The 16,146-nt window shown below is 67.3% G+C and carries 14 protein-coding genes; 5 read left to right on the plus strand and 9 right to left on the minus strand.

All coding sequences use genetic code 11. From position 1 onward, the window contains the following. The first annotated feature begins 44 nt into the window (after positions 1-44). From ACFYRU_RS21085 to ACFYRU_RS21095, 3 genes are read left to right on the plus strand one after another with little or no spacing between them, the layout of a single operon-like run. Positions 45-974, plus strand: a complete 930-nt coding sequence (locus ACFYRU_RS21085) for a sucrase ferredoxin (protein ID WP_387661454.1) — start codon at positions 45-47, stop codon at positions 972-974. Then, on the plus strand, positions 971-1,468 hold the full coding sequence (locus ACFYRU_RS21090; RefSeq protein ID WP_387661457.1) for a beta-class carbonic anhydrase: 498 nt from the start codon (positions 971-973) through the stop codon (positions 1,466-1,468). The genes ACFYRU_RS21085 and ACFYRU_RS21090 overlap by 4 nt, the downstream gene beginning before the upstream one ends. Continuing rightward, positions 1,468-1,806: an antibiotic biosynthesis monooxygenase family protein gene (locus ACFYRU_RS21095; RefSeq protein WP_387661460.1), complete on the plus strand. Its 339-nt coding sequence runs from the start codon at positions 1,468-1,470 to the stop codon at positions 1,804-1,806. The genes ACFYRU_RS21090 and ACFYRU_RS21095 overlap by 1 nt, the downstream gene beginning before the upstream one ends. On the opposite strand, the gene ACFYRU_RS21100 is transcribed toward ACFYRU_RS21095, so the two are convergent. Then, the gene (locus ACFYRU_RS21100) at positions 1,799-2,458 is read right to left on the minus strand and encodes a carbonic anhydrase (protein ID WP_387661463.1); all 660 of its coding nucleotides are present in this window, start codon (positions 2,456-2,458) and stop codon (positions 1,799-1,801) included. The two genes, ACFYRU_RS21095 and ACFYRU_RS21100, sit on opposite strands and share 8 nt — an antisense overlap. Positions 2,459-2,550: 92 nt before the next feature. On the opposite strand from ACFYRU_RS21100, the gene ACFYRU_RS21105 reads away from it, so the two are divergent. Then, positions 2,551-3,873, plus strand: a complete 1,323-nt coding sequence (locus ACFYRU_RS21105) for a hypothetical protein (protein ID WP_387661466.1) — start codon at positions 2,551-2,553, stop codon at positions 3,871-3,873. A 32-nt stretch (positions 3,874-3,905) separates the two neighbouring features. Here ACFYRU_RS21105 and ACFYRU_RS21110 read toward each other — a convergent pair whose 3' ends face one another. The 6 genes from ACFYRU_RS21110 to ACFYRU_RS21135 form a co-directional block, all read right to left on the minus strand. After that, positions 3,906-5,120: a Gfo/Idh/MocA family protein gene (locus ACFYRU_RS21110; RefSeq protein ID WP_387661469.1), complete on the minus strand. Its 1,215-nt coding sequence runs from the start codon at positions 5,118-5,120 to the stop codon at positions 3,906-3,908. Between the two features lie 8 nt (positions 5,121-5,128). Continuing rightward, positions 5,129-5,932, minus strand: coding sequence for a carbohydrate ABC transporter permease (locus ACFYRU_RS21115; RefSeq protein ID WP_387661472.1), 804 nt, complete (start codon positions 5,930-5,932; stop codon positions 5,129-5,131). Positions 5,933-5,952: 20 nt separating this feature from the next. Beyond that, positions 5,953-6,864 (minus strand): carbohydrate ABC transporter permease, encoded by a 912-nt coding sequence (locus tag ACFYRU_RS21120; protein ID WP_387661475.1) that lies wholly within the window; start codon positions 6,862-6,864, stop codon positions 5,953-5,955. Next, positions 6,864-8,330 (minus strand): ABC transporter substrate-binding protein, encoded by a 1,467-nt coding sequence (locus ACFYRU_RS21125; protein ID WP_387661478.1) that lies wholly within the window; start codon positions 8,328-8,330, stop codon positions 6,864-6,866. The genes ACFYRU_RS21120 and ACFYRU_RS21125 overlap by 1 nt, the downstream gene beginning before the upstream one ends. 19 nt (positions 8,331-8,349) lie before the next feature. Next, positions 8,350-11,445, minus strand: a complete 3,096-nt coding sequence (locus ACFYRU_RS21130; RefSeq protein ID WP_387661481.1) for an endo-1,4-beta-xylanase — start codon at positions 11,443-11,445, stop codon at positions 8,350-8,352. Positions 11,446-11,563: 118 nt separating this feature from the next. Next, on the minus strand, positions 11,564-12,676 hold the full coding sequence (locus ACFYRU_RS21135; RefSeq protein ID WP_387661484.1) for a LacI family DNA-binding transcriptional regulator: 1,113 nt from the start codon (positions 12,674-12,676) through the stop codon (positions 11,564-11,566). 255 nt (positions 12,677-12,931) lie between these two features. Here ACFYRU_RS21135 and ACFYRU_RS21140 point away from each other — a divergent pair, with 255 nt between their 5' ends. Continuing rightward, positions 12,932-14,974 carry a hypothetical protein gene (locus tag ACFYRU_RS21140; protein WP_387661487.1) on the plus strand — a complete coding sequence of 681 codons (2,043 nt, stop codon included), beginning with the start codon at positions 12,932-12,934 and terminating at the stop codon, positions 14,972-14,974. A 106-nt stretch (positions 14,975-15,080) separates the two neighbouring features. Here the strand turns inward: ACFYRU_RS21140 and ACFYRU_RS21145 are convergent, their stop codons facing one another. Together ACFYRU_RS21145 and ACFYRU_RS21150 are read right to left on the minus strand one after the other, a co-directional pair. After that, on the minus strand, positions 15,081-15,725 hold the full coding sequence (locus ACFYRU_RS21145) for an HAD family hydrolase (protein ID WP_387661489.1): 645 nt from the start codon (positions 15,723-15,725) through the stop codon (positions 15,081-15,083). A gap of 6 nt (positions 15,726-15,731) precedes the next feature. Then, positions 15,732-16,079 (minus strand): winged helix-turn-helix transcriptional regulator, encoded by a 348-nt coding sequence (locus tag ACFYRU_RS21150; protein WP_387661492.1) that lies wholly within the window; start codon positions 16,077-16,079, stop codon positions 15,732-15,734. Positions 16,080-16,146 lie beyond the last annotated feature (67 nt).

Genomic DNA, 16,146 nt, shown 5'->3' on the forward strand with positions numbered 1-16,146 from the left:
ATCATCATGAGGGACGGCCGTCTCAGGTCGCGTACCGTGAAGCTGTGACCCCTGCCCCCGCTGCCGGCCTGTGCTCGACGTTCTGTCGGGTGCTGCAGGAGCCGTTGCCGGGTACGGCGGTCGTCGCGACCGGCTGGGTCGTCGTCGAGCAGCCCGGCCCGTGGGGCGCGAAGGCGCCGACGCAGAGCCACCTCGACCCGGTCTTCGGCGGGAGGTTCGACGACGACTGCAAGAAGGTCGACGTACGGTTCGGGCTGATCCGCTCCCCCGGCCGGCACGCAGACGCCGTCGAGCGCTCACACCAGGTGTTCGTCGCCTCCACCACACCAGGCCGCAGCTGGCTGCTCGGCGGCTGCATCGCCCACCCTTCTGAACTGAGCGCCCTGGACCTCGACTCCGTGGCCCGCGGCGACCGTGCCGCGGTCCTCGCCTCGCTGCCCAGCCTGGCGGTCGTCGACGATCCGATTGTTCTCGTATGTACAAACGGCAAGCGCGACGGCTGCTGCGCCATCCTCGGGCGGCCGCTCGTCACGGGCCTCGCCGAGCGGGTACCGGGGCGGGTGTGGGAGGCCAACCATCTCGGCGGGCACCGGTTCGCGCCGACCGCGACGTACCTGCCGGCCGGCACTATGCACGGCCAGCTCACGGTCGACACCGCGGTCGAGATTCTCGCCGCGGCCGACCGTGGGGAAACAGTTCTGACCGGGCTGCGCGGTCGGTCCACCTGGACCAAGCGCGGTCAGGCGGCCGAAGTCGCCGTCCGCGAACTCATCGGCGAGTTCGCCCTGGATGCGTTGCACGTCGACGGCGAAGAGGCCGACGCCGTCACCGTCCAGCACGTCGACGGCCGATCCTGGATCGTGCCGGTGACCAGCGCACCGGCCGACCCACCCCGTCCGGACTCCTGCGGAAAGGAACCGTTCGCCATGTCGATCCTGCAAGCCGGTACCCCAGTGTCAGGTCCAGTCCGATGAGCGGCGGCTTCGAGGACCTGCTCGCGGCCAACGCCGAGTACGCCGCCGACTTCCACTACGGCGGTTTCGACGGGATCGCCCACGCCGGCATCGGCCTGGTCACCTGTATGGACTCGCGGATCCCGCCGCTGGAGATGCTCGGCCTGAAGCCCGGCGATGCGAAGGTGCTGCGCTCGGCCGGCGGCCGCGTCACCGAGATCACGATGACCGGGCTGGTCCTCGGCGTCCAACTGCTCGGCGTCAAGCGGATCATGATCATCCCGCACACCCGGTGCGCGATGGCCGCGATGTCCGAGGACGAGCTCCGCGCCAAGGTCGAACTGGCCGCCGGGAAACCGGCCGGCTACCTGCCGATCTCGGTCATCCCCGACCAGCACGAGGCGCTCCGCCGCGACGTCGCCGCGGTCCGCGAACACCCGCTGATCGGCGAGGACATCCTGGTCGGCGGCTTCATGTACGACGTCGACAACGGCCGCCTCACCCAGATCGACTGATGGCGTTCACCCGACCCGAGCCGCCGTACTACGCCGTCATCATCAGCTCGAAGCTCGACGCCGGCAACCTCGACGGCTACGCGGCGATGGACAAGCGGATGGGCGAACTCGGCCGCGAGCAGCCCGGCTACCTCGGCCGCGAGTCCCTCACCGGCGCCGACGGCCGCGACCTCACCGTCCTGTACTACCGCGACGCCGAGTCGATCAGCGCGTGGAAACAACACCCCGAACACCTCGAGGCCCAACGCCTCGGCCGCGACCAGTGGTACGCCGACTACCACATCGAAGTCGCCCGCGTGGAACGCGCGTACGGCTTCAATCGCTCCAACCTCACGTGATGCTGACCTTGCCGGTGTCCAGTTCGTAGTAGGCGCCGGTGAGGGTTAGTTTGCCGGATTGTTCTAGGGGGCGGATGACGGGTGAGCGGCGGAGTTGGTCGAGGATGTGGGTGATGTTGGTGTGGACGGCGTTCGTCAGGCGGTCGCCGGGTGGGGCTTGACGGACTGCAGGTGTGAGGGTGTCGATCAGGTAGCCGAGGCTGCCGGGGTGCGTGGTCGGGGTGTCGACGGCTTTGATGGTGGCGTCGAGAGCGCCGCAGCGCTGGTGGCCCAGGACCAGTAGGAGCGGCGTGTGCAGCTCTGCGATGCCGAACTCCAGGCTGCCGATGACAGAGCGGTCGAGCGCCCCGCCCGCGGTACGCACGACGACCAGGTCGCCCAGCCCCTGGTCGAAGACGAGCTCGATCGGGACACGCGAGTCGATGCAGCCCAGGACCGTCGCGAACGGACGCTGGCCCTGGCTCACCGCGAGGCGCCGGGCCACGCCCTCGTCCAGGTACTGCTCCTGCGCGGCCACGAACCGCTTGTTCCCGGCGAGCAGCCGCGCCAACGCCTGGTTGCCGTCGGCAACTGGATCCGGCACTCGAGCACAACCGGCGGCACCCGCGGCGAGGGCGGCGGCCAGCAGACCGCGCCGGGACAGATTCCTCACCCATCGAACGTAGCAGATTGCATACAGTCTGCAGAAGGCGCGGGTTCCGACGAATTCTCGGTTCCGGGCGGGAAATCTGATAGACACCAGGTATGAGACTCCGCCCCAGCTCATTCCACCGCTCCCTCGTTGCCGGCGCACTGGCGTTGACGGCCGTCCTGTCCGGCGCTCCGGTCGCACATGCGCTACCCGACAGCGCGCCCGTGCTCCGCGGCGGACGTGTTACCGGCTGCCTGGATCAATCCGTTGTCGGCACCGTCGAAGAGCAGCGGTTGAGCCGAGGGATCAACGGCGGCCCGTCAGTGCCCGCGGAGATCCTGCGACGGTCGGGTTTCGACCGGCAGGTGACGCTGTTCGCGCAGCTGCTCTGCCGAGTGCCCAACCGCCAGGCGGCCACCGCGCTGGTCCGCGCACAGGGCGAGGCGTTGTGGCGTGCGGCGACCTACCGGGCGCAACACGCGCCGAGTGGCACCGGCGCACTCCCCTCGACCGATGACCGCGGCCTCTACTGGGCACGCATCTCCATGGCGCTGACCCTTCGCCAGTGGCAGCCTGCCTTCGGGCTTGGTACCGCGGACCGCGCCGAGCTGATGCGCTCCTTCGAGTACGCCTCCCGCGGCATCACCAGCACCCACTTCGGCACGGGCGTGCGCAAGATCCTGGTCACCGGGTTCGACCCGTTCACCCTCGACGCCGACATCCGGATCGGCAACCCGTCTGGCGCGAACGCCCTCACCCTCGACGGGCAACGCTGGACGGTGAACGGGACGACGTACGAGATCCAGACCGCCATCTTCCCGGTCCGCTACACCGACTTCGACGAGAGCATGGTGGAGAACGCGCTCGCGCCGCACTACCGCCCCGGACCGCAGCACGCGGACCTGGTGATGACGGCGAGCCAGGGCCGGGCCGGCATCTTCGATCTCGAGGTGTTCAACGGCCGGCGCCGCTCGGTCAGCTCGATCGGCGACAACAACAACCTCTGGGGCGGCGGCACCATCAGCGCACCGGTCGTCTCCCCGAGCATGCCGGCCGGTCCGGAGTGGATCACGTCCAGCCTGCCGCTGGCCCGGATGGCGCAGGCCGACGTCGCGCCGTTCCGCACCCGGGTCAACACGTCGGTGCTAGAGATCCCAGCCGGCGAGACCACGCCCGTACGGCGTCCGGACGGCCCGACAGCCGGATCGATCGCATCCGAAGGCACCGGCGGCGGCTACCTCTCGAACGAAGTTGCCTACCGCAACACTCTGCAGCGCGACCTGCTCGACCCGTCGATGCCCGCCGGCCACCTGCACGTCCCAGTGCTGAGCTTCGACCTCACGAACAAGACCGCGATCACGGACCCGACGTACGAGGCCAATCGGGACGCGATCGTCGCCGGCGCGCACGCAGTCCTGAGGGCAGCCCTGTCATGATCACAATACTGATCACGTGATCAGTATTGTGATCACAGCTTCAGGATCTCATCGGTACGGACCGGCAGTCCGGTCTCGAAGGATCGATTGGCCGCCAGTCCCGTCACCAGAGCGAGAGCGGCCTGTCGCCCGTCAGCGATCGACGCGCCGTCGGTCGGTTCTCCGTCAAGCAGCGCGGCCAGAACCCGCGGGTCGGCGCCACCGTGTCCTTCGTGGTCGTGCGGCACCGTGTGATCGACCGGCTCAGCCCACAGCGGCCGCAGCGCGATGCTGGTAAATGTCGACTCTTCGACATTCAGCTCGAGCCGGCCGCCTGATCCGTTGAACACCACGCGGTAGCCCTCGAACGGCGCGTACGCCGTCAGGTGGTACGTCATCGTCGCGCCGGTGTCGTACGTGACCAGTACGGCCATGTCGTCCTCGATCGTCACGCCGGGCGCGAAGACGTTGCGGTCCCGGTAGTACCCGTCCTCTCCCTCGGCATCGAGGTACAGCTCCCGCATCGTCGTGTTGTCGGCCAGGTGGAGCGCGAACGGATCGTCCGCCGCGGCCGCGGATCCGTGTGCACGTTGGTATTCCCGCGCGTACCCGTGTTCGCGATCCGGCCCGTAGAACGCGAGCTGTCCGCGGGCGTAGACAAGACATGGCTCTGCGCCGAGCCACCAGTTCACGAGATCGAAGTGGTGACTGGCCTTGTGCACCATCAGCCCGCCGGAGTTCGCCTTGTCGCGATGCCAGCGCCGGAAGTAGTCCGCACCGTGCGACACGTCGAGCATCCACTCGAAGTGCACCGAGTGCACCCGCCCGATCGCGCCCTCGGCCAGCAACTGCCGCACTCGCCGATGCACCGGATTGAAGCGGTAGTTGTACGCGACCGACAACGAGCCGCCCGTTTCGCGAACGGTGTCGAGGATCCGCTGCGCCTTCGCCGCATCGGTCGTCATCGGTTTCTCGCAGATCACCCGCGTACCGGCCCGCAGCGCCGCGACGATGTAGTGGTCGTGCGTGGCGTCGACGCTCGTCACCACGACGAGTTCGATCCGCTCGACCCGCAGCATCTCCTCGAACCGCGCCGGCGGCCACAGGTGCGCCGTACGTCGGCCCGCCGCGAGCAGCATCCGGTTGTGGAACGCCATCCGGACCGAGTTCGGGTCGCACAACGCGACCACGTCGTACGCGTCCCGCTTGGCCAGCCCTTCGGTGAACAACTGGGCCCGGTGACCGGTCCCGACGATCGCTGTACGCATGAATCCCCCTATTGCTTGACCGCGCCGGCCAGGCCGTTGACGAAGAACCGTTGCAGGAGCACGAAGAGCAGGATGATCGGCGCGAGCGTGATCACCGTGCCCGCGCAGAGCAGCGTCCAGTCGGTCGAGTTCTCACCGATGAACGCGTACATTCCGATCGCCAGCGTGCGCAGCTCGGGCCGGCCGAGTGTGAACACCAGCGGTACGAAGAAGCTGTTCCAAGCGGTGATCGCGGTGAACAACCCGACGGTCGCCAGCATCGGGCCGGACAGCGGCAGCATGATCCGCAGGAACGTCTGGTGGAAGTTCGCGCCGTCGACCTGCGCGGCGTCCTCGAGTTCCTTGTCGACGGCCATGAAGTAGCCCATGAACAGGAAGGTTCCGAACACCACTCCCCCGGACGCCTGCACGATGATCACCGACCACAGGCTGTTCAGCAGGTGCAGCCGTTGCATAAGGTCGAAGACCGGGATGATCGTGTAGCCGTGCGGCAGGAACAACGTCGCCGACACCAGCCCGAGGCAGAATCCACGGCCCGGGAAACGCGTCCGGGCAAGCACATATCCGGCGCCGGAAGTGACTACTAAAGTGATCACGACGGTGCCGAGAGTGATCAGTATTGTGTTCATGAAGTACCGGCTGAACGACGCCTCCTGCCATGCCGTCAGATAGTTGGCCCACAGGAAGTGCGACGGCATCGGGTTCAGCCCGTCGGAGAAGAAGTCGTCGTCGCTCTTCAGCGAACTCCCCAGCGCCCAGAACAACGGGTACAGCCACGCCAGCCCGCTGACCAGCAGCGCGACATGCGTCATGACCGTCACGCCCCGCCGCCTCATGCCGTACCACGCCTTCTGCCGAGCGATCGCAGTACGACGACTTGGACGACGGAGAACGCGATCAGCAGGAGTCCGTACACGAACGACGCAGCCGAGGCGAGGCCGATGTCGGGCTGTACGGCGTTCGCGTTACTGCCGCCGAACGCCAGGTGATAGATGTACGTGTTCACGACCTCGGTCGCGAAGAACGGGCCCCCACTGGTCAGGACCTGCACCAGGTCGAAGATCTGGAACGTACCGATCACCGCCAGGATCACGATCACCACACCGACCGCGCGCAGCATCGGGATGGTGATGTACCGGAACATCGCGATCCGCCCGGCCCCGTCCAGCCGGGCGGCCTCGTACAGCTCGTCCGGGATCGTCTGCAGGCCGGCCAGGAAGTACACCAGGTTGTAGCCGAACGTGTGCCAGATCCCGACCAGGATGATGATCGCGAGCGCGAAGTGCGGGTCCCCCAGCCAGTCGATGTGCTGGTGGATCAGCCGGAGCTTCAGCAGGAACGTGTTGATCGAGTCGCCGAAGTTCGACACCAGGAGTTGGATGACGACGCCGATCACGGCCGCGGACGTGACCACCGGCAGGAAGAACAGCGTCCGGTAGAACGACGCGAACCGCAGTCGCTTGTTGTTCAGTACGAGTGCGAGCGCCAGCGCGAGGACCAGCTGCACCGGTACGACGAAGGCTGCGTACACGAACGTATGGCCGAGGGCCCGCCAGAAGATGCTGTCGTGCAGGATCTGCCGGAAGTTGTCCAGGCCGACGAAGTTCGACGGGTCGCCGATCCCGTCCCACTTGTAGAAGGTGTACCCGAGCGACGCGACGATCGGGTACACGACGAAGACCAGGAGCAGCACCATCATCGGTGCCAGGTAGACGTACGACCACAGGTAGGTGCGGCGCCGCATCAGGCGCCCGGCTTGGTGGTGTAGGCCTTCGTCAGATCCCAGTCCGGGAACATGAAGTCCTTCGCGCCGACACCGGGCGCCTTGGTGATCGCGTCACTCAGCGCCTGGTTCATCTTGTCGGTCAACTCGTTCAGAGCGCCCTGCGGGTCTTTCAGCTGTCCGGTGTAGACACCCGCAAGCACGTCGTTGATGTCGGGCTTCACCGCAGGCAGTTGGACGGCGCTGACCTTCGGGTTGCGGATCGTCGGCTGCGGACCCACCACGGCCGCGCCGGACATCGCGACATACTGCGCGAACGGAGCGAACTTCACAGCCTTGGGGTCGTTGTTCTTCGCGTAGACGGACAACCCTTGCCCCTGCTCGACCCAGCGCTTGCCCGCCTCCGGGCTGTACAGCCAGTCGAACCAGGCCCACGCCTCGTCGGCGTGCGGCGTCTTCGAGTTCACCGCGACGAACTTGCCGCCGGGCGGCCCGTAGAACAGCGCCTTGGGATCGCCCGCGGACGGTGTCGGCAGCGTGACCAGGCTGTACTCCGTGAACTTGTGCTGCGACCACTCCGGCTGGTTCCACACACCACCGACGGTCATCCCGAACTTGCCACGCTCGAAGAACGCCCGGGCCTGCTCGTCGGAGATGCTCATCGAGTTCGGGTAGAACCAGTTCTTGTTCTTCCACTCGAGCAGCAGGTTCACGACGTCGAGGTAGTTCCGGTCGCTGCCGTACGTCCACTTGCCGACGCGGTAGTCCATCCCGTCGATCCCGCCGACGGCCGCACCACCCGGCGAGCCGGCACCGCGGACGAACAGATCGAGCCACCAGGCCAGGGTCGTGTTCGTCGAGTTGCCGAATCCGAACGGCGCGACCTTGCCGCCGCTCTTGGACGCGATCGCGTCCGCCGCGCTGCTGACATCGTCCCAGGTCTTCGGCAGCTTCACACTGCCGTCGGCGTTGGTCAGACCGACGTCCTTGAAGACACCGTGATGCACGTAGAGCTGCAGCGACGGTGCCGGCGCAGCGAACGGTGCCGTGTAGACCTTGCTGCTGAACACGTCGACACCCTCGACGAAGCTGTTCTGCGGGAACCTTCCCTGCCACGAGTCGGTGGCCCACTTGTCCAGCGGCAGCAGCCAGTTCTGTGAGATCTGCTGGCTCAGCTGCGGGCTCTTCGGGATCATCAGGATGTCCGGCGCGTTGTTGCTCCGGTACGCCAGCGACACGAGGTCCGCGTACTTGTCGCTGACCTGGGTCGTCTTCTTGACCGCGATTCCCGGGTGCGCCTGCTGGAACAGCTTGATCTCGTTGTCGACCCAGCCAGCCTGGCTTGCGTACCAGTCCCAGTAGGTGATCGTGGTCGCGGCCTTGGACCCGTTGGCGTTGCTGCCGGAAGAGCAGGCCGCGAGCGTACCCGCGCCGGCCAGTCCGAGCGCCCCGCCGAGCAGGGTGCGTCGTGAGATGCGTGATGACATGAGTTGTTCCTCCAGTGACTTAGCTGCAGGCCGGCGTGGCCGACGACGCGGTCTGGGTCAGGGCGCCGAGCCGCCAGGTGAGCAGGCTTCCGTCCCACGTCACGGCGACGCGCCGCGGACGCTGGTACGGCAAGAACGAGACGCTCTGGCCGCGGTCCGACGGCCCGGGGCTGAACGCGTTGTCCGTCCCGATCGGGACGGGGATGTAGTAGTTGTTCGCGTTGGAGTAGCCGAAGTACGCGGTGTAGGTGTTGTCACCTGTGTTGTGCACGACGCATGCAGCCGTCGGCTGTACCGGGTTGAACACGGTTTCCGCGGGGCCTGTCGACGGTGGAGCAGCGGCCGCCATCGGCGCGAACGAGGCGTCGTCGACGAGCAGATCGCCGGTCCCGGTAGCCGTGCTGATCCACCACTCGGCCTTCGACAGCGTCCCGGTCCAGGTGACCGCCACGTTCGCCGCCGAGAGCTGCGTCCAGCCCGTACTGGACACCAGCGCCGAACCGAGCCGCAACGTGGTCGAACCCGTCGACGTAGTCAGCTTCAGACTCACGGTCGCTGTGTCGGATCCACTGGCGAGTCTGACCCACGCGGAGGAGTCGTAGAGCCCACCGTTCGCCACCGCCACACCCTGCGCGGGTCCAGCCCAAGCAGCAGCTCTCCCCGTGACCGAGAGATCACCACTCCCGGTGTGTGGAGTCGTCGACGCGTTCTTCAGCGGGCAGGTGCCGAGGCAGTACCAGCCGGTGGTGTTGGACTGGTTCTCGAGCGACCCGTTCGCCAGCACCGACGGCGTCGGCAGGTACGGCGTGACTGCCGGCGGCCCCTGTGCGGGTGGCGGTGTGCCGTCGGTCGGGGTGATCGCGAGGTCGTCGAGGGTGCATTGTGTCGACACCGGGTTCGGGTTGGACCATGCGAACGCCTGCGTCCACGTCGTCCCCGCCGGTGGGGTGAACGCGGCCAGCTTCTGCGTGTACGCACGTTCGTCGGCGTACGACAGCTCGTACTGGAAGGTCGGCGTACCGGCTGTCGCGCCGCCACGGACGCCCACGTAGCACTGCGTGCCTCCGCCGTTCAGCCTCCCCCAACCAGACAGCAGGTAGCTGGTGCCAGGCGTGAGGCCGGTCAGGTTCTGCGTCACGCCGGAGCCTGGGTTCAAAGCCAGCGCGGTGTGGCCGCTGTGTGCATTCGCCGCGGTGGCTGGTCCGGTGCCGAGTGGGGTCCAGCCGCGGGTACCGCTCTCGAAGTCGCCGTCACCGATCGGATTCGGCTGGTCCGTACGTACTGTCGTGGAGATGCCGTCCGTGATCACCTTCACCGAGGCGCCGGCGTTGGTCGGCATCGCCACCTTGACCTGCTTGGCGATGCCGTTAACGGTGACTGTCACCAGGTAGTCACCGAGGAAACCGCGCGTCGTGTAAGGCCCGGCGGCGCTGGTCGTGCCGGTCACGCTCGTGTGCCATTGGTGGTTGATCAGATTGTCGACGACCTGCGCATTCGGCTTGGCCGACCAGTCGTCGTTGTAGAGCGCGACGCGCGGGTTGTAGATGTTCTTCGTCCAGATGCCGAAGTTGCTGATCTGGTTGACGTTCGGATCGGAGAACATCGCGGTCATGAAGTCGCGCGTGTAGTCCGCCTGCAGTTGCTGGTCGTCGGTGTCGACGTCGAACTCCGTCACCGCGACCTCCACCCCGAGCCCGGCGAACTGGTCGACGATCGACAGCAAGGTGTCCGGCGACGTCAGCTGGACACCGTTGAAGTGGCTCTCGAATCCGACCACGTCGATCGGTGCACCGGCGGCCTTGATCGACTGCACCATCGAGTACACCTTGTCCCGGTGCCGGCCCTCCCAGCCGTTGTTCTCGACCAGGCCGTAGTCGTTCAGCGCCAGCTGCGCGTTCGGGTCGGCCTGGCGCGCGAGCCGGAACCACGAAGCCAGCTCGTCCGGCCCGAGGATGTCCTGCAGGTTGTGCTCGGAGTACGGCTCGTTCACCACGTCCCACTCGTCGATCAGCCCGGCGAGGGTGCCTGCTTCGTCGGCGATGTGGTTGTCCACCCTCGTACGAAGTGCGGCCGGGTCGTTCTGCAGTGAACTCACGTCGGGGGGCAGGTAGCCCCAGGACGGCCAGACCAGGTTGTGCCCGCGGATCCGCAGCCCGTGTTCGCGCATCCACTGCAGCGCGGGCAGCGTGATCGTGTCCCGTTCGACCGGGTTCTCCCAATGGTTCCACTTCAGGTTGTTGCCCAGGGCCCCTTGGTCGAACAGCGTCGAGTACTTCGTCTGGTACTGCGTGAGATCCGTCCCGCTGATCCCCCCGGACGGATCGCCGATCAGGTGCGCGCCGTCGGACGCGGCCCCGAACTTGAACGCACTCGTCTGCTGGACCGCGGACACGGTCGCTCCGCTGACCGGGTTACCCGCCGGGTCGACGACCGAGACGTTCAGGTTTCCCTTACGGTACTGGTCGATCCGCGTGTTGGCCGCCGTACGCCAGGCCGCGTTCGCGTCGCGGCCGACGTACGTCGCCTGTGGGTAGCCGGCTGGAGTACCGGGACCCCAATCCTGGACGGAGACGCCGGCGATCTGGAACGTCTGCACGCCGTACCCGAGCCAGAGGTTCAGGTGCGCGGCAGTCGTCGTACCGGCCGTGTACGTCGTCGCGGCGCGGAACGGGAACTGGAACTGCTGCCAGTCGGTCCCGTACTGCAGCGCGGCGTTGAGCGACTTCTTGTACGGCGAGCCGTCGGTCTCGAACACCAGGTGGGCGTTGCCGGTGCCGGGCGAGATCGACCGTGCCCAGATCGTGGCGACCATCGCGTCGCCTTCGGTCACCGTGGCAGCAGCCGGTACGCCGAGGGTGATCTCGTACTCGCCGTCGAGGCCCTGGCTCTGTGGGGCGTTCGGTACGGCGATCTGCAGTGCCTTGTCGAAGTTCGGATTGTTTCCAATTGGAACTTGTTGAGTTGCATCGGCCGGGAGGCTCTTGAATTCGGTGAAGTTGGCGACGGCGTCGGACGGGAGCACCTCGATCGGGGTGACGTCGGCGCGAGCGGTGGGCTGAACCGCGATCGCGGCCAGGAGGGCCACGGTCACCCCGGTGGCCAGTTCTCTGATCACTGGAGGGATTCCTTCCAGAGGGCGCACAGCAGCACGGACCGGCCGGCCGAGGCCGGGGTCCTGACAGGGAGGAGCTGCTGTGGGTGGGCGGTCGGGCGGGACCTCGATCCGGTCCGGATCAGGCCTTGGTGGTCTGCGCCTTGGTGGTCTGAGCCTTGCTGCTCGGCGTACGTCCGCGCGGGGACCTGGTCACGGGCACCGGCCCACAACTCGCCCGGACGATCAGGCTGGTCGGCATCACCAGTCGCGGCAGCTCCGCGGCCGGTGGTTCCTCGTCGATCGCTTCGTCAGCCGGGCCGATCGCGGCGAGCAGCAGCTCCGCCGCGCGCTTGCCCATGTCGACGAACGGTTGCTGGATGGTGGTCAGCGGCGGCCGGATCTGGGCCGCCGACTCGATGTCGTCGAAACCGATCACCGAGACGTCCTCCGGTACTCGCAACCCGGCGTCGGCGGCCGCGGTCATGACCGCGTACGCCGTCACGTCCGAATGCGCGAAGACCGCCGTCGGCCGCTGGTCGGCAGGCAGCGCGAACAGCTCCCGCGACCGGGCACGGATCTGCTCGGGTACGAAGTCCCCGGGTTTGGTGAGCTCGGGATCGGGCTGGATACCGGCCGATCGGAGTGCGTCCAGGTAGCCGCGGTAGCGGTCCTGGCAGCACCGGTAGACCATCCGGCCCTGCACGCAGGCGATGCGCTCGTGTCCCAGTTGGAGCAGGTGGTCCATCGCGGTCAGTGCGCCGTCGTAGTTGTCCGCGGTCACCGAGGGCAGCGCGACGTCGGCGTCGACTGTGTTTACCAGCACCACCGGCAGGCCTTCGGCATGCAGCTGGACGAGCGGTTCCAACGGTTGCTCGTGGCTGACCACGAGCAACCCGGAAACCATGCTCGACGTGAGGATCCGGTCGATCAGCGAACCGTAGTCACGGTCGTTGGTCGCCGTGTAGAGGATGATGTCGAACCCGCTGCGTTCGGTCACCGCGGCCACGCCGATGTTGATCGAGGCAACCATGTGCCAGGACAGCCCCGGGACGACCATGCCGATCAGCCGGGTGCTGCCCTTGGCCAGCGCGGTCGCCGCGAAGCTCGGCACGTACCGGTTGCGGCGCATCACCGCGAGCACGTGCCGCCTCGTCGCGGGGTCGACCTTCGGGCTGTTGTTCAGCACCAGGGAGACGGTCGACTTGGACACACCGGACAGCGCGGCGATGTCGCGAATCGTCAGCTTCGCCATCCGGCGGTCCTTCTCTCTCGATCCGTTGGACTGGTCCAACGGGCTGTGCACCGGAACGTAACAGCGGCTCCGTACGGCGTCAACACCTGATGCGCAAACGGTTTCCCCGCAGCCCATTGCGCCGTACGTCGACCACGTGCCACCATCGCCCTACCGTGTTGGACCGGTCCTACGCAGGCCGGGATCACCTGCCGCCGGCCGGTCCATCACGTCCACCCACCACGTAGACAGTCCTGGCTCCCAGGAAGGCCGCCCATGCCGCCCTATGCCCTCGACGACTTCGCCTTCGACCTGCGCCGCGCGGCGCCGCCCAACCAGATCTGGGCGCACAGCGGCAGTACCACCGTCACCCCGCTGCCGAACACCGTCTGCGGGGTCGGCGGCTGGTTCGCTCCCCCGCTGGCGGCCCCCGACAGCCACCTGACCTTCACGTTCGAGGTCGACGGCCGTCTCGTCCTCGACGCCACCCGCCCCGGCGCCGGCAACCGAGGCCTCCTCCCTGCCGGCGGCACCTGGTATCCCGACCGCGTCGTCCGCCAAGGCACGTACCACCACTACACCGACGGCCACCTCACCTCGTTCACCGTCGAATCCACCCTCACCCCCAACCACCCCACCCCCGGCTACACCCTCACCCTCAAATTCACCAACCGCACCGCGAACCCCCACACCCTCACCATCCACCCGACCCCATCCCCCACACCCCCACACCAAGTCCCCCTGAACACCTGGGGCTGGGTCCCCCCACCCACCACAACCCCACCCACCACAACCCCACCCACCACCACCCAGCCCACCACCACCCCACGCCCCGCAACCCAGCCCACCGCAACCCAGCCCACCGCAACCCAACCCACCGCAACCGAGCCCACCACCCTGCCGTTCCAACACACCAGTCCTAGGCAAACACTGCAGCCCCACGGCGAAACAACATTCGTCCTCACCGTCGGACATCCAAGCGCGTACCGTACGGACGACGAACTGAAGCGACTCCCAGTACTAACCTCCGACCTACCAGCCCTCGAGCAGTACTACCGCCGCTCACTAGCCAGCGGCCTGGTCTGCCTCTGGGACAACCCCAACTTCGTAACCCGCCCATTCATCGCCACCTCCGGCCTCGACGGAGGCGCATTGTGCGCGTACGCCTGGGACACCGGCGGCTACGCACCCAACCTGCTCACCGTGATGCTCGGCCACAGCATCGTCGACATCATCGAGTCGTTCCTCGACGCCGACCTCACCGACAGCTACGCGATCGCCCCCGACGGCACCGGCCTCGGCGTCGCCTACGCGTACAGCGGCTGGTCCCTGGTAGCTCTCACCCGCGCCGCCTCCGCCCACCACGAACTCGACCCCGCCCTGATCCGCCGCCTGTACGACGCGATAGCCGCCCAGGACAAGCACTTCCAACCCGTCGGCGCACTCCGCGACTACGGCGATCAGAGCAACCTGCTGGAAATGCGCAGCTCCGGCTGGGAGCACGTAGTAGCCAGCCCCAACGCAGAGCGCGCCTGGACCCTCGACACGCTCGCCGAGCTCTCGGACCTTACCGGTGCAGCGCTCCCGTCCACCCTGAGAGCAGACGCACAGGAGATCCGCGACGAACTGGTCAATCAACTCTGGGACCCGCAAGCCGGCTGGTTCCGCAGCCGCTACCCCGACGGCCACACCGAACTCACGTACTCCATCCAAGCCTTCGACGCCCTCGACGCGTGCCCGCCCGACGTAGCAGCCGCCCTACTCAGTCACTTGAGACCGGGAGCGTTCTTGGGTGAGTACGGCGTGAGCAGCGTCAGCGCCGAGGACCATCTCCACTACGAGACCGCTGACATCGACTGGTCCGGCGCCGGCGCCTACACGGGCGAAGCACCCCAACTCGCGCTCACCCTGTGGCAACGCGGCGAACACGAGAAAGCCTGGGATGTACTCCGCCGCCTGCTCTGGATGGGCGAGCACTACCCGTACTTCCCCCAAGACCACTACTGCGACAAACCCGCCGCCCCCGCCTCAGGCCGACGCATCAACGTCATCGCCGGCCTCACCGGAGCCGAAGCAATCATCCACGGCCTGCTGGGCATCCGCCCCCAGCCCGACGGCTCCCTCATCATCCAACCAAGCCCCACCCCACCCGGCACCATCAAACTGACCAACTACACCCACCGCAACCACCACATCGAGGTGACAATCACCCCAACCCGCACCACGATCACCGTCGACGGCACCGAAGTCCCGCGCGGCATCGTCGTGCCAGCTCGTTCGCGTGCTGCAGCAAGAAGCGTGTCCGCTCGCCGGTTGTAGGGATGACGATCTGGGGAGGATCCTGTCCCGATCCAGGTGGCAAATCCTCCCCAACCCCACCGCGGCAGCGCGCACGGCGCCGGCTCCACGTCGCTTCAGGACCAGGTCAGCCGGCGAGGATCAGTGCGAAGGCGTCGGTGACGTCGTCGACGTGGTGGTCGGCGGCCGGGGTGTCGGCCTCGTGATGGTGGCCGACGCGGATCGTCCGCAGGCCGGCCGCGATCCCGCCGGCGATGTCGTACGCCGGGTGGTCGCCGACCATCCAGCCGCCCGACAGCGTCGCCCCGGTTCGCGCCGCGGCGAGCTGGAAGATCCGCGGATCCGGCTTGCGCACACCGACGGCGCCGGACACACAGGCGTAGTCGACAGCCTTGTCGATCTGTGTGTACTCCAGCTTCAGATCCTGCTGAGCCGGGTCCCCGTTCGTCACCACCGCGACCCGCCAACCGGCCGCCCGCAGCGAAGCCAGCCCGTCCAGGACAGCCGGACGAACCCAGGCGAACAGCGGATGTTCCTCGTTGTACGACGCCACCAGGTAGTCCACCGACGCCGCGAGCCCGAACCGCTCGCGCGCCAGCCCGAACAACTCCGGCCGCGGCCGGAACCCACCGTTGTCATGGGCAACGAACCATTCGAGCGCCTCCTCGCCCAGCCCCTCGACGTCCACCCACCACCGGGCCCATCGCATGAACGCACCGTTGCGGTCGATCAACGTGTTGTCCAGATCAAAACAAGCCAGCCGAGGACCCACTGCCCCTCACACCGCCTGACGGTTGTCGTACGCCACCCGCGCGGCATCGATGCGGGACAGGTGCGTGAGGCTCCACTCCAGCAGCGGTGCGGTGGCCTCGCGCAGGGTCCGGCCCATCGTCGTCAGCTCGTAGCTGACGTGCGGCGGCATCACGTTGTGGACCGTGCGGGTCAGGATCCCGTCGCGCTCGAGGTCGCGCAACGTCACGGTGAGCATGCGTTGGCTGATGCCCTCGGTGGCCCGCTTGAGTTCGGTGAAGCGGCGCGGCCCGTCCTTGAGGTTGCGCACGATCAGCAGCGCCCACTTGTCCCCGACGATCCCGAGAACTTCGCGGGCCTGACAGGGGTCCTGCATGGTTACCTCCTGAGAACCGGGTCACCGAAATGTGCCGTATTGCCCGGTGCGCGTCGTGCGATCAAGG

Source organism: Kribbella sp. NPDC004536, from assembly GCF_042873835.1.
In the GTDB taxonomy this organism is placed as follows: Bacteria; Actinomycetota; Actinomycetes; order Propionibacteriales; family Kribbellaceae; genus Kribbella.

Bases quoted from the DNA above. Each gene is read 5' to 3' on its own strand.
- ACFYRU_RS21140 (WP_387661487.1), top strand. From the start codon at position 12,932: ATGCCGCCCTATGCCCTCGACGACTTCGCCTTCGACCTGCGCCGCGCG.
- ACFYRU_RS21110 (WP_387661469.1), bottom strand. From the start codon at position 5,120: ATGCGTACAGCGATCGTCGGGACCGGTCACCGGGCCCAGTTGTTCACC.
- ACFYRU_RS21095 (WP_387661460.1), top strand. From the start codon at position 1,468: ATGGCGTTCACCCGACCCGAGCCGCCGTACTACGCCGTCATCATCAGC.
- ACFYRU_RS21135 (WP_387661484.1), bottom strand. From the start codon at position 12,676: ATGGCGAAGCTGACGATTCGCGACATCGCCGCGCTGTCCGGTGTGTCC.
- ACFYRU_RS21090 (WP_387661457.1), top strand. From the start codon at position 971: ATGAGCGGCGGCTTCGAGGACCTGCTCGCGGCCAACGCCGAGTACGCC.
- ACFYRU_RS21125 (WP_387661478.1), bottom strand. From the start codon at position 8,330: ATGTCATCACGCATCTCACGACGCACCCTGCTCGGCGGGGCGCTCGGA.
- ACFYRU_RS21150 (WP_387661492.1), bottom strand. From the start codon at position 16,079: ATGCAGGACCCCTGTCAGGCCCGCGAAGTTCTCGGGATCGTCGGGGAC.
- ACFYRU_RS21115 (WP_387661472.1), bottom strand. From the start codon at position 5,932: ATGACGCATGTCGCGCTGCTGGTCAGCGGGCTGGCGTGGCTGTACCCG.
- ACFYRU_RS21120 (WP_387661475.1), bottom strand. From the start codon at position 6,864: ATGCGGCGCCGCACCTACCTGTGGTCGTACGTCTACCTGGCACCGATG.
- ACFYRU_RS21105 (WP_387661466.1), top strand. From the start codon at position 2,551: ATGAGACTCCGCCCCAGCTCATTCCACCGCTCCCTCGTTGCCGGCGCA.